17 protein-coding genes are annotated in these 11,893 nt (G+C 53.8%); 6 read left to right on the plus strand and 11 right to left on the minus strand.

Features of this window, described 5'->3' with window-relative positions:
* Window positions 1-190: 190 nt before the first annotated feature.
* Window positions 191-427: a hypothetical protein gene (locus tag ACX3P5_RS07035; protein ID WP_458968464.1), complete on the minus strand. Its 237-nt coding sequence runs from the start codon at window positions 425-427 to the stop codon at window positions 191-193.
* 653 nt (window positions 428-1,080) lie between these two features.
* Here ACX3P5_RS07035 and ACX3P5_RS07040 point away from each other — a divergent pair.
* On the plus strand, window positions 1,081-2,091 hold the full coding sequence (locus tag ACX3P5_RS07040; RefSeq protein ID WP_458968465.1) for a glycosyltransferase family 9 protein: 1,011 nt from the start codon (window positions 1,081-1,083) through the stop codon (window positions 2,089-2,091).
* Here the strand turns inward: ACX3P5_RS07040 and ACX3P5_RS07045 are convergent.
* From ACX3P5_RS07045 to ACX3P5_RS07060, 4 genes are all read right to left on the minus strand, one after another.
* Complete coding sequence (locus ACX3P5_RS07045) at window positions 2,058-2,429, minus strand: DUF1493 family protein (RefSeq protein ID WP_233984588.1); 372 nt, start codon at window positions 2,427-2,429, stop codon at window positions 2,058-2,060. The two genes, ACX3P5_RS07040 and ACX3P5_RS07045, sit on opposite strands and share 34 nt — an antisense overlap.
* Window positions 2,429-3,490, minus strand: coding sequence for a glycosyltransferase family 9 protein (locus ACX3P5_RS07050; protein ID WP_233984587.1), 1,062 nt, complete (start codon window positions 3,488-3,490; stop codon window positions 2,429-2,431). The genes ACX3P5_RS07045 and ACX3P5_RS07050 overlap by 1 nt, the downstream gene beginning before the upstream one ends.
* 372 nt (window positions 3,491-3,862) lie before the next feature.
* The gene (locus tag ACX3P5_RS07055) at window positions 3,863-4,033 is read right to left on the minus strand and encodes a hypothetical protein (RefSeq protein WP_233984586.1); all 171 of its coding nucleotides are present in this window, start codon (window positions 4,031-4,033) and stop codon (window positions 3,863-3,865) included.
* A 185-nt stretch (window positions 4,034-4,218) separates the two neighbouring features.
* Entirely contained in the window at window positions 4,219-4,467 is a 249-nt protein-coding gene (locus ACX3P5_RS07060; protein ID WP_233984585.1) for an ElaB/YgaM/YqjD family protein, read from the minus strand.
* Window positions 4,468-4,655: 188 nt separating this feature from the next.
* On the opposite strand from ACX3P5_RS07060, the gene ACX3P5_RS07065 reads away from it, so the two are divergent.
* Window positions 4,656-4,862 carry a DUF2767 family protein gene (locus ACX3P5_RS07065; protein ID WP_233984584.1) on the plus strand — a complete coding sequence of 69 codons (207 nt, stop codon included), beginning with the start codon at window positions 4,656-4,658 and terminating at the stop codon, window positions 4,860-4,862.
* Window positions 4,863-4,925: 63 nt separating this feature from the next.
* Here ACX3P5_RS07065 and ACX3P5_RS07070 read toward each other — a convergent pair whose 3' ends face one another.
* The 3 genes from ACX3P5_RS07070 to ACX3P5_RS07080 all read right to left on the minus strand — a co-directional run bounded on the left by ACX3P5_RS07070 (window position 4,926) and on the right by ACX3P5_RS07080 (window position 6,910).
* A complete protein-coding gene (locus tag ACX3P5_RS07070) occupies window positions 4,926-5,936 on the minus strand; it encodes a Ppx/GppA phosphatase family protein (protein WP_458968466.1) in 1,011 nt (336 codons plus the stop codon).
* Between the two features lie 29 nt (window positions 5,937-5,965).
* Window positions 5,966-6,517, minus strand: a complete 552-nt coding sequence (locus ACX3P5_RS07075) for a hypothetical protein (protein WP_233984582.1) — start codon at window positions 6,515-6,517, stop codon at window positions 5,966-5,968.
* 63 nt (window positions 6,518-6,580) lie between these two features.
* Window positions 6,581-6,910 carry a hypothetical protein gene (locus ACX3P5_RS07080; protein WP_233984581.1) on the minus strand — a complete coding sequence of 110 codons (330 nt, stop codon included), beginning with the start codon at window positions 6,908-6,910 and terminating at the stop codon, window positions 6,581-6,583.
* Between the two features lie 214 nt (window positions 6,911-7,124).
* On the opposite strand from ACX3P5_RS07080, the gene ACX3P5_RS07085 reads away from it, so the two are divergent.
* The 3 genes from ACX3P5_RS07085 to ACX3P5_RS07095 all read left to right on the plus strand — a co-directional run bounded on the left by ACX3P5_RS07085 (window position 7,125) and on the right by ACX3P5_RS07095 (window position 8,317).
* Complete coding sequence (locus tag ACX3P5_RS07085) at window positions 7,125-7,304, plus strand: hypothetical protein (RefSeq protein WP_233988194.1); 180 nt, start codon at window positions 7,125-7,127, stop codon at window positions 7,302-7,304.
* A 194-nt stretch (window positions 7,305-7,498) separates the two neighbouring features.
* Complete coding sequence (locus ACX3P5_RS07090; RefSeq protein ID WP_233984580.1) at window positions 7,499-7,882, plus strand: hypothetical protein; 384 nt, start codon at window positions 7,499-7,501, stop codon at window positions 7,880-7,882.
* A 21-nt stretch (window positions 7,883-7,903) separates the two neighbouring features.
* Window positions 7,904-8,317 carry a GNAT family N-acetyltransferase gene (locus ACX3P5_RS07095; protein WP_458968467.1) on the plus strand — a complete coding sequence of 138 codons (414 nt, stop codon included), beginning with the start codon at window positions 7,904-7,906 and terminating at the stop codon, window positions 8,315-8,317.
* Here ACX3P5_RS07095 and ACX3P5_RS07100 read toward each other — a convergent pair whose 3' ends face one another.
* Window positions 8,318-8,980, minus strand: coding sequence for an MBL fold metallo-hydrolase (locus tag ACX3P5_RS07100; RefSeq protein ID WP_233984578.1), 663 nt, complete (start codon window positions 8,978-8,980; stop codon window positions 8,318-8,320).
* Between the two features lie 21 nt (window positions 8,981-9,001).
* Window positions 9,002-9,925, minus strand: coding sequence for a muramoyltetrapeptide carboxypeptidase (gene ldcA / locus ACX3P5_RS07105; RefSeq protein WP_233988193.1), 924 nt, complete (start codon window positions 9,923-9,925; stop codon window positions 9,002-9,004).
* A 166-nt stretch (window positions 9,926-10,091) separates the two neighbouring features.
* Between ldcA and emtA the strand changes: the two genes are divergently transcribed.
* Entirely contained in the window at window positions 10,092-10,721 is a 630-nt protein-coding gene (gene emtA, locus ACX3P5_RS07110; RefSeq protein WP_233984577.1) for a membrane-bound lytic murein transglycosylase EmtA, read from the plus strand.
* A 45-nt stretch (window positions 10,722-10,766) separates the two neighbouring features.
* Here emtA and ACX3P5_RS07115 read toward each other — a convergent pair whose 3' ends face one another.
* Complete coding sequence (locus ACX3P5_RS07115; protein WP_336755028.1) at window positions 10,767-11,717, minus strand: sugar-binding transcriptional regulator; 951 nt, start codon at window positions 11,715-11,717, stop codon at window positions 10,767-10,769.
* Window positions 11,718-11,893 lie beyond the last annotated feature (176 nt).

Below are 11,893 nucleotides of genomic sequence, written 5' to 3' on the forward strand. Positions count from 1 at the left end.
CTGAATGGATTAATTCCGAAAGTTATCCAGTGGATCTGTTTTACTATTGCATTTATAAAATTTCATGTTATGCGAAAAGCGGATTTTGAACAGCTATTAATCCCTGGAAGGCGATAAAGGTTGATTCAATTGTCTGCATTTTATTGACTCAGGATGCCCACCGTTTCCGGTGAGCATCCTTTACTTCTGATTATTTATGATCGCTGTGTCTGGTAAGGTGCTTATTATTTTTATGATCCCAACGGTCGTGGTGTTGAGTCTTTTTTTTGTGGTCAATCCTCTTCAGGCGGACATCGTGACTGCCTGATTTTTCTTTTTCATGCCGATGAGATTCGCTATGACCGCTGGGATAAAATCCATTACTTGCAAAGCTAACGGCGGGTAACAGAAGGGCAAGTGTAATTAAAGAAACTGCGATTTTTTTCATGATGATCCTTATCTAAGTTTGCCATAGGGAGGAGTAGTCGAAAGCAATATACACCGGCATTTTAATTTTTAAATCCTGACAAACGATCAGTTTTATTTGAGAAGTGAAGTTTAATAATTGTATTTAATAGCGGATTTGCATCCGAATATAAAATCTTTTCAATAGCAAAGTGTGCTGTAAAAACTAATTATATTTCAGGCTGTGAATATTTCGTCGGGAAACCGTCAGGATTTAATAAGTCTTTCGCTAATCCCCGGCTGGCGCTGTTCAGTAATGGCTCATCCGGCATCACTGAACAGCAGGTGGTTTACCTTTTGTTAGCAGGGTAATAGTCATAATCGCAATTATTGTTAATCCCGCTGCACTGTGAAATGAGATGATTCTTATGCCCCTTCAAGAGCTAAGCCATTGCGAGTGCCGGAGATAAGCGCCGGATGGGGCATGCTTCCTGGCCCAGGCCTGCCGCACGCTGAGCTGAGGCTTTTCCTCTCTGTACTCCTCTTTTCCTGTTGATACCGCTACGGAACCAACCTCAATCTGCGCTGACTAAATGCTGACTTATGCCGTCACGGTTATCCCTTTCGGGGACAAGGGTGGCGAGCTTCACTTTTAGCCAGCATAACGGCCTGCCCGGTGTGCAAAGGATGTCAGACATGCAGGTTTTGATTATTTGTCGGGATAACATTGGCGATACGTTACTGACTACGCCGCTGATTAGCGCGCTGCACCAGTCGGGTGAGCACCAGGTTGATGTGTTAACGAACAACTATGCGGCACCGGTGTTGCAGCATAATCCTGAAATCCGGCACCTGTTTTACTACACCAAATCGCATCATCGGGAAGCGGGACAGGGAAGAGTCGCCTGTCTGCTGCAGCGTCTGAAACTGATGCTGACGCTGAAAAAGAAGCATTACGATGCGGTGATTCTGGCGAAAAGCCGCTGGGATCAGCATGGCCTGAAGTGGGTCAAAGTGATACGTCCTGCGCAGGTGATTGCGTTAGGGCAGGAACCGCATCCGTTGATTACCACGCTGTTAGCACCGGACACCTCCGGGCAGCGACACATCAGCGAAATCCTGTTCAGTTTAGCGCGCCCCTTCAATCTTAGCGTCTCTGCGCCGGGCGGACTGACGCTGCAACCCGATGCCGCCATCGCGGCTGCTCTGCGAAAAACATACGCTATCGATGCCGATCGACCAGTTTATGCGTTGCAAATCAGCGCCCGTAAGCCGAGCCAGCAGTGGCCGGCTGAACGCTTTGCCGAACTGGCGCAAACTCTTGCGGCCCGCCATTCCTGCCAGATCATGTTGCTATGGTCACCGGGCAGTCGCGATAACCCGCGCCATCCAGGCGATGATGAGAAAGCCAGTGAAATTATGGCGCTCTGTCCGCAACTGTCGCTGAAAGCAGTAGCAACCACCAGCCTGCCACAGCTGATCGCGGCGATGTCGCTGTGTCAGGGCCTGGTGACCAGCGATGGCGGTGCGATGCACATCGGTGCCGCGCTCGGTCTGCCGGTGGTGGCGATGTTCGGCGACAGCGATCCGGTCTGCTGGCATCCGTGGCAGGTGAAGCACCAGGTGCTGCACCCGTCTTCACGTCAGGTTACCGCGCTAAGCTGCAGCGAGGTCTATGAGGCCTTTGTCGGCACCGTTATCCAGTAATCTTCCTCAGGCCAGCGTCCCAGGCTGGCCGCTTCGCACAGCATCGCCACCGTCAGCGGGCGGTAAGCCAGCCGGGATGCTATGCCCATCCGTCTGGTCAGCCTCGACAACAACGAGTCTGACGCCGGAAAATAGCGATCCTCATCGTAGTGCTGCGAACAGACGTCAAAAGTCAGAAAGAAATCACTCATCAGCAGAGCAAACTCCACTTCATTCAGCGGCAACTGCTGCAGGTAAAAGTTATGGCGATCTGTTCTGCGAAACCAGCCCAATGCCGTTGGCTGGTTGTGATATTCAATTAACGCGATGACCGCTTGTGGTGTGCAGGGCTTCGCCATTATCCCACCAGTTGCGTCACAGCCTGATGGACTTCCTCAGCCTTAATCGAGGCCATCGGATGTTGTGAGGCGTGGCGTTCCGGACGATGAATAATAATATGTCGATCGCGGTCCTGACAGGGACCGGTATAGCGCGGATTGGCGGTTGAGAAGAGGCTGACGGTGGGAACCTGCGCCGCAACGGCAATATGCAGCGGGCCGGTATCACCGGTGACCAGCAAATCCAGGCTGCGGATCAGCGTAATCAGCCCACTGAGCGGGGTTTTGCCCGCCATCGGCGTCACATTTTTGCGGTATGGCAACGGCAGGCTGTCAATAAATGCCTGTTCGAGCGGCTGTTCAGCGGCGGTGCCGGTCACGATAATCTCACAGTCCGGCCAGGTCTCCACTAAGGTCGTTGCCAGCTGGCTAAAATGCGCCAGCGGCCAGCGGCGAATATCTTTCGATGCACCTAACTGGAAGCCAATCCGCCGATGGGCGCAGGGCGCTGCGGTGTGAGTTTCCTGCGGCGGCAGGTGCATCTCTGTCTGATACGTCCCGGCACCCAGTGATTCCACCAGTTTCAGTTTGCGCTTAATGGTGTGATCGTCGAAATAACCTGAGTAATGATCGAGATGTTTATTGAGCAGTGCTGATTCGCTGCCATAGTGGTCACGGATAATTGTCTGGCTACCGGTTATCACTGAACTCAAAATGTCGTAGGGGAAATGGGCGTGTAATATCACCGATAAATCGGGTTTTTTACGTCGCAGTTTGAATATTAAGGGTAAAAAATTCAGCATTTTGTTATCCCAGATATAGACATCATCGAACCAGTGATAACGCGTGACTAAATCTTTATTTTTCTTGCTGGAGACCAGAATAAATTTACTGGTGGGAAAACGATTTTTCAGACTCCAGATCGCCGGGGTGTTCATCAGGAAATCCCCCAGTGCGGTGGTGGAGTAGATGACGACCGTCTCTGGCGTCAGACCCTGCAGGTTATGGGGTTTTTTCCGGCCGGAAAATCGAGAATAAAGCGTTAAAAAGCGGTCTATCAGATAAATCTTTTTTTTCTTCACGTCTGAATTCTCTTGAACGTATTAATTTTATTAAACAGAAGGTGTTGTGAAGAATTAGATAATAAGGCGGCGGGTAAAGTTCATTGAATGGCTTTATTTTTAGCGGCCGTAGAGGAAGTGTTGAAGTTATAACCAGTAATTTTACTGTTTATAGGCGGATTCTTTACATACGGACCAGCAGAGCAGGAAAATAATAGAAAAAGAATTAGGATGATTCTGCGATTTATTTTTTGATGAGGAAAAATATTTATTTAGCTGGTAATTAATAGCGAGATAATTATTAGTGTGAGTGTTATTTATCTCCTTGTCCGCTTAACAAAGATCACTGTTTATCCCGAAAAAATTCCCCGGCCACTGTGCCGGGGAGAGGTTTTATGACTGAGGCTGACCGACCGGGCCGGAACCCAGGGTGCCGCCAGGTGAGGACTGACCGCTAGGGGCATGAGGACGGCCATCTTCTTTAATCGCGCTGCTCCGGTGTGAACAGCCTGCCAGTGAGGTCAGGGTTGCTGCAACCAGCAACAGGGCAGGGAATGCTTTCATGTAACCACCTTTTTATTAATTCAGAAAGTAGAAAGAATGGGGTAAGCACTTACCCGATTAAGCCTGGTTGAAAAAAAACGTTCAGCCTTGAGATGGCTGATTTTTCAGAGATTTCTCAGGGAGGGGATTGTCAGCAAAAAAAAACGGAAGCCACTGGCTTCCGTTCTGTCACCTGAACTGCCGGATTATTTACGACCCAGCAGGAAACCGATGAAGACGCCCACGCCAGCGGCCACAGCCAGACCGGCGAAAGGATTGGACTGAACCTGATCCTTGATGCAATCCGCAGCATCACGCGCGGCATAGCTGGCCTGGTTGGTATAGCGGCGGGCTGCGCCTTTCGCCTGATGCTCAGATGAACCGGTTGCTGCGCCCCATTGTTCCTGAACCGCGCCAGCTGCTTCTTTGACTTTATCTTCGATTTTTCCTGACATTTATTGCTCCTTGGTTTTAGTGAGACTCTCCAAGCGTAGCAAAGATGACGAACTCTGCGCCGTTTAGCGGTAAATGAAGCGGTAAAAATCGTTTCTGGCTGTGAATGGCGTTCAATTTGCAGGCTAAGCATTTCCTGTCTAGCCTTTGTTAAGCTGGACAGAAATCAGGCGTAACGGGAGGAGAAGCGATGAAACGTGATGTACTGAAAGAAGACGATTATGACGAGGTGTGCCGGGTGATTGGTGACGCAGTGATTATGCTGGCAGAGTGTGGTCATGAAACCAAACGCAATGAAATCTTCGACGTACTGAAACGCACCCGTCAGCATCGGGCGCATAGCGATCGCGACGAGCAAAAGATGCTGGAGCACGCGATTCGTCTGATCAAGCCCTGAGCACGTCTGACTTCGCGCCCGCAAGTGAAAAACCGGCACGGCGTCCGGTTTTATGCTGGCAGGCTATTGCAGCAACACGCCCTGAATCAGACTGGCATTCACGACGGTTACCTCGTCTATCTTCAGCGCCCGCATATAGCCTTCAACCAGCAGCAGATTACTGACGTCGGTCGCCCGGTATTCGCCCGTCAGTTCGCTGTCGCCCTTCCAGACCTGCTGTTTCGATAACTCGCTCAGGCGGGACAAGCTGTAACGATCGGGTTTGCCCGGCAGCTGATTACGGATCGAAAAACCGTGGACGCCACCAATGCCAATCACCTGACGACCCGCCACATCCTGGCGGATTTGCGGCGTGACATCATTACCGGCAAACAATTCGACAAAACGCAGCACTGTCTGCCGCCATGAGCCAATCGGGTTCGGCGATGCGGCGTCCGGGCTGTTTTTCAGCACCGTCAGAATAAAGTTCTTTAGCGTCACCGAGGCGAGCTTGCCCTGATAAATATCCGCAACCGGCTGATTCTGCTGTTGCCGCCAGGCGGTCATCTGCATTGAACCGCCGCCGATATCCCACACCAGCAGCTGCTCGTCGCGGATGGACGGATCGTTAAGTGCCGCTTTCGCCGACAAAAAACCCAGCTTCGCTTCCTGCTGTTGTGAGATCACGGTCAGCCGGGTGCCGGTCTGGCTGGCCAGATGCTCAATGACGGCCTGGCCGTTACTGGCGCGGCGAAACGCCGCCGTGGCAACGCCCGTGATGCGTTGCGGATGGTAACGTTGTGCATTTTTCAGCAGTTGCTGCAACGCCACTTCGCCCTGGCGGACCACCGCCGGACTCAGCTGGTTATCGCTGGCCTGCGACAGCGCCTCGTTCCAGGCCACGGCACGCTGATCCTGATAGAGCATCTTCTCGATGCGGTGCTGGCAGAGATCCACGCGGGCGACGGCGATTTTGGTCGTGCCGGAACCGATATCAAGGCCAGCCCGGATTTGCCGGCACTCATCAGCCTGTGCGACTGACGTCAACAACAGCGAACAGAACAACGTCACAGCAAGTAACCAGAAAGGGCGCATAGCGGCTCCGGGCGCAGATAAAAGCAGGATTAGCGGGACGCCACGCAAGCCGGATACCAGCTCACCAGAAAATGACGCAGGTGATCAAAGCACCATTCAGCGTCGTCAGCCTGCGGGCAATAAAACTGAATGGTGATCTTTTCATAGTCGCGCTGCCGCTGACGCAGCGGCGACCAGCTCCAGTCAAGCACCGAGCGGGCATAATTTACCAGCGTGTCAGGCGCCATCTGATGCTGCTTCTCCTGTTCCGCCAGATAGTGATTAAAGCGCGCCTCAAGCTGCAACGCCTCATCGTGACCGTGATGCGGCAGATCGGGACGAAAAGCCACGTCAATAAAGCCGCACACCGCATGGGCTTGCTGCTGCCAGTCACAGGCCAGCGTCATAAACAGGCCATCCTGCAGGTTGATCTCCTCCACCAGCCGACGCAGGTTGACCGAGTGCGTCAGTACGGCAATCTCCTCCAGCCGGCCGGTCTCCAGCGTGAGATCGAAACCACAGGGATTAACCGAACCATCGGCATTACGCGTGGCGGGGAAGGGAAAATCGATGTAGCCGTTGTTATCCAGACGCTTTTCCATGGTAAAGAGACCTGCTGCTTGACGTTTTCTGACAATAAACCATCTGGCAGCAGGATTCATCCCTTATGGACATGTCCAGGTAATCTGCGTGTTTTGATAAGGATTAATCAGGCGGAACTGCTTATCAGAGAGGCGCTGGGCGTAATAACCTTCACGCGTCACGCTCGACGGCACATATTTAAAACGATCGAGCGACTGCAAAGGCCCGCTCTCCACCCTGACATCATCGCGGCTGACGCTGAATGAACTCACCAGGTCAAAAATAACGCTCTGCGTCTGTCCCATCGGCTGACCATAAATTGTCGATACCTCACCCGGACACTCAACCCCTTTCGGGCCAGATGAACATCCAGTCATCAGTATGATGAATATGAAAATGCTGAGTCGCAACATGATCCTCTACCTGCTTCAGTCCCTGGGAAACGCGTGGCGCAGATTCTATCTGGTTACGTCACGGATAGCTTGATCATAGCAGTTCCGGATACGCTTCCCATTTGCAATTTGTTTAATCGTTAAGCAACGGGAATGTAAAAGGGTGACTTTGCTAACAAATAAACGGTATTCTTGGCTTCTTTGCGCACCACTTAGGCAAAACCAGGGATAAATGATGAACGAAGAAGAAGCACATCTAATGATTATTCGCCACGCAATTGAGCAACTTGAGAGCGATAAAAAGCACCAGGTGGTCAGTTGCGCTGCTGATATTCGCGCCGCGATGCAGGCCTACGACGGCGAAAATGCAGGACTGGCACTGATGTTAGTCGCTGCAGAGGTCTCCTCAGAATAACGTCTGATGGGCCAGCATGACGCAGGGTTATGCTGGCCTGTTTACTTCAAAATTTCTCAACTTTCCTGCTCTCGCTGCGCCAGATTCTATCTTTTACTGGTCTTATTCCCGCTGCTCTGCTGCCTTTTCTCTCTGCTGTGATGTGTTAAGCTAAAAAATCCCTAATAAAATCATCAATTCAGCGGAGAGAACCGATGAAATCAGCACTGATTGCGCTGGGCCTGCTGGCCTGTCACGTCGCGCCAGCCTGGAGCGAAAGCGAATTTCAAATCAACTGTCCCGGTCGTCCGACTATGACTATTTCGCGTGCCGAATATGGTTTAACCACTTTAATGTGGCCGCAGAACCATTTCCAGATTGCTGCCGGCCAACAGCGCACCCGGTTACAGGCGGGCGATAAAGTGGCGATCACCCGCTTTCGTAATGGCGATCAGTTAATCGTCAACCAGCGCAGTGAAGCGACTTTCTTTGTTTACCGCGATAGCGATAAGCTGGTGCCCTGTAGCCGCAGCGAAAAGCGTGATGTCGAGGCGTTAAGCCTGGAGCGTTACGACGATCGTCAGCGTTCTGACTCGTAACCCGCCGTAACAGGAGCCGCTATGCAACTCACTATCACCGATAACGTGACGTCCCAGGATCTGGATGAGGTCCGGCTGGGCCTGACGGCGTTTAACAGCAAGTTTATTAATGTTGATGAGATCAAATCGATCGGCGTTTTTATCCGTGATGAGCTGGGCAGGAAGCTGGCCGGGCTGACCGGCTCAACGGCCGGCAACTGGCTTCGTATCGATATGCTGTGGGTTGGTGATGCGCTGCGCGGGCAGGGCGTCGGCAGCCGTCTGATTCAGGCGGCAGAACAGGAAGCGCGCCAGCGCGGTTGCCGTTACGCCCAGGTGGATACCGCCAGTTTTCAGGCGCGTCCTTTCTATGAGAAGCTCGGCTACAGCCTGCGCTTCAGCCTTGATCATTACCCACGCCACCACCAGCGTCATTATCTGACCAAAATATTGTAATCAGAACAGCGGTTGCTGACGCAGATCCAGCGGCTGCTGCTCCGCTTCATCTATCGCCGCCAGCCAGCTTTGCAGCGTGACTTTTTTCCATGACAGATGACCGCGGGTGGTGCTCATCAGCACCACATCGGGCCGCAGCGTGCGGTAAAACTCCAGCGTCTGGCTCAGTTCGGCCGGATTGCTGTCCGGCACCAGCACGGTGATCCAGCGGTCGTGCGAACGCGTCACCGTATCCCCGACAAACAGATAGGTCAGGCCGAGCGGTGAACGGTAGAGATAACTGCAGCTGCCCGGCGTATGGCCTGGCGTGGGCAGCAGCTGGAAATCACCAAAGTGGGTCTCCGGCTGGGAAAAGGTGTCATCGGGTTCGGCAAAATGGCTGATCGGACCCAGTGAACGGCTGTGGCAATAGAGCGCGCTGCTGAAGCGCTGCTGGATCAGCGCCGTACCGGGCGCAGATTCATGCCAGTGGGTCAGATAGTGGCGGATCACGCCGCCGGTATCGGCAATCACTTCATGATCGAGCGGATTTTCCACCCGGCCAATCAGCAGATTACCGCGCGGGTGACGCAGCATAAACCCATGCATCATCAGGTCATTAACGGTATCTTCCACCGGAAACTCCGGGGTTGAGATCCACAAATCGTCATACAACGGCTTCAATGTCGATCTCCTGGAACCTTTTTATCCGCGCAGGACGGGATGCCCGGTCGCTTGCAAATGGGCGTGGCCCTGACTGATCCGGAGCCTGGCTCGGGCTCCCAGCGGCAGCGTAACGGTATCCGCCGCATGGCCAAAATCTAACTCACTGATCACCGGCAAGCCGCAGGTATCGCGCAGCCGCTGCCAGACGGTACTGAAATCAAAACCGTTGTCATATTCTGACAGGGCAGTGCTGGTAAAGCTGCCAGTAACAATGGCGCGCTGGCGGGCCAGAATCCCGCTCTGCTGCAGCTGAATCAGCATGCGTTCAATGCGGAACGGATGTTCATTCACATCCTCGATCACCAGAATGCCGTTATCGACCTGCGGCATCCAGGGGGTGCCAACCAGCGAACAGATCATCGCCAGATTTCCGCCCCACAGCGTACCCTGCCATTCGCCCTGGTCCGGCGACGCGCTTTGCCAGTTCACATTGACTGTAGGTGATGTCACGGCCTGCCAGAAGTGGTGCAGGGTAAATTCAGATAAAGTCGCGGCGCCAAAATTGCCGGTGAGCATCGGGCCGCTGAAGCTGATTAACCCCACCTGCGCCAGCAGGGCAAGCTGGATGGCGGTGAAATCGCTGTGGCCGCACAGCGCCAGCGGCTGATTCAGCAGGCGGCGTTGCAGACCCGTGTAGTCAATCGATTCCAGCAAACGGCTGGCGCCGTATCCGCCACGCACCGCCAGCACGATATCGGGCAGGGTGGTGAGTGCAGCCAGCTGGTTGATATCCGCCAGCCGCTCGGCGTCTGTGCCGGCAAAGCGCTGGAACCGGCGGGCAATCACCTGCTGATTCTCTATCTGATGTCCCGCTGCCTGCAGCCGTTCAATGCCGAGCTGTGCCGCAGGCTGGTTGTGACAGTAACCGGATGGGGAGATAAGACGGATTGAACGTGAAATCATCATACTTTCCTGCTGTTAGCGCACCTGACTCAGGCCGATGATGACCAAAAGTGCCACTGAAGTCACGGTACGCACTGCGATTTACGTTATTTAGGATAAACGGTAATTTTGCTCTGAGTCTGCCTGGGTATGATAGCATTCGCCACTTCTGCAACGAGATGAAAAATTGCTGAAATTCCGACACCTTATACTCTCAGCGTTATTCCTGACCGGCTGTGCCAGCGAGCCGTCGCATCATGCGGTGAAAGAGAAGAATACGCCGCTCACTCAGGCCCCACCTTCCAGCGTGAATGATGCCTGGGCCATGTTTACCGAAGATGCCGCCAGTCATTATGGTGTTGATGAGAAGCTGATCAGCGCCATTATTAGTGTCGAGTCGGGCGGGAATCCAGCCGTGGTCAGCCGCTCAAATGCCGTGGGATTGATGCAGATTAAAGCCTCAACCGCGGGCCGCGAAGTCTATCGCACCCTGGGACGGCGCGGACAACCGTCCAATGCGGAGCTGCGCGATCCGGCGAAGAATATTGATATCGGCACCGCCTATATCCGCATTCTGCAGGATTCTGCGCTGTCGGGCATCCGTGATCCGCTGACGCTGCGTTACGCGACTATCGTCTCTTATGCCAACGGGGCCGGGGCGTTGCTGCGTACCTTCTCCCGTGACCGCGATCGGGCGATTGCGATGATCAATGCCATGTCACCGGATGAGTTTTATCAGCATGTGCAGAATAAACATCCGGCGGCCCAGGCACCGCGCTATCTGTGGAAAGTCACCACCGCTTATCGCACCATTTAACCGTTTCGCCCGGCAGCCTCGCCGGGCGAAACGGCCTCGGCGGCTTCAGGGCTCCAGCAGCCGCCGCGCCGTCGGATAATCAACAATCAGCACTTTGACATAACCGCCGCGCAGCGCACCGCGGATCGCCTGGGCTTTCTCCGTGCCGCCCGCCAGCGCCACCACCTGTGGACAGCGCTTCACCTGCGCCAGCTCCATGCCAATCACCGGATCTTCTTCTGCCTGCAACACCGGCTGACCGCTGGCGTCAAAGTAGTGCAGACAGATATCACCGACCGCACCGCGCGCCGCCAGCGTCTGAAGCATCCCGCCATCATAATAGTTGCCGGAATTACGCAGCAGCGCCGACGGCTCAAGATCGCCGATCCCGACAATCGCCAGGTCGACCTGATCGAATTTCCCCAACACCTCCGCCACTTCGGGATTGGCCGACAGGCGCTGGCGGTCGCTGACTGACCGCTCAATCGACTGCGAGGGCAGCAGCCAGGCCGGGCAGTTAAGCAGCGCCGCCAGGTTCTGCGTCAGAATAGTCGCCTGCACATTGCCGTTCGCGCCCACGCCGCCCAGCAGCTGAATCACGCCTTTGCAGGAGCTGTTCAGCGGATGCAGCGCATCAACCATCGCCCGGATGGTGCCGCTCCACGATGAAATGCCAATCAGCTCGTCATCCCGCAGACGGGTCTCCAGATAGTGCGCCGCTGCGGAGCCAATCGCCTGTTTAATCTGTAATGTCGAGGCCTGATCCGGCACATCCACCACAATCGCCTGCGGCAGGCCGTAGGTCTGCTCAATCGCTTTTTCCAGTTCAGGAAAAACATTGGCTGGCGGGACCACGCTGATCTTAACCACGCCCTCTTTGACGCTGCGATTAAGAATACGTGAGACAAACGACTGCGATAACTTCAGTGACTGGGCAATCTCTGACTGCTTCAACCCTTCGACGTAGTAAAGGGTGGCAATCTTCACCATCAGTCGCTGTTCATCCTGTTTTGCCATCGGTTTTTCCCTCTCTGATTCTGCCCGGTATTGTTAACCAGGATGGTCGAAATCACAACGCAGGCGAATTTGTGATCGTTTTCGCTTTTTGACGATCCCGCATTGGACGGCGTCTCATCGACGGCGCATAGTCATTATGCATATAAAATCGCGTATGAATATATATTCAAGCGGAG

The organism is Pantoea sp. S-LA4, from assembly GCF_054482835.1.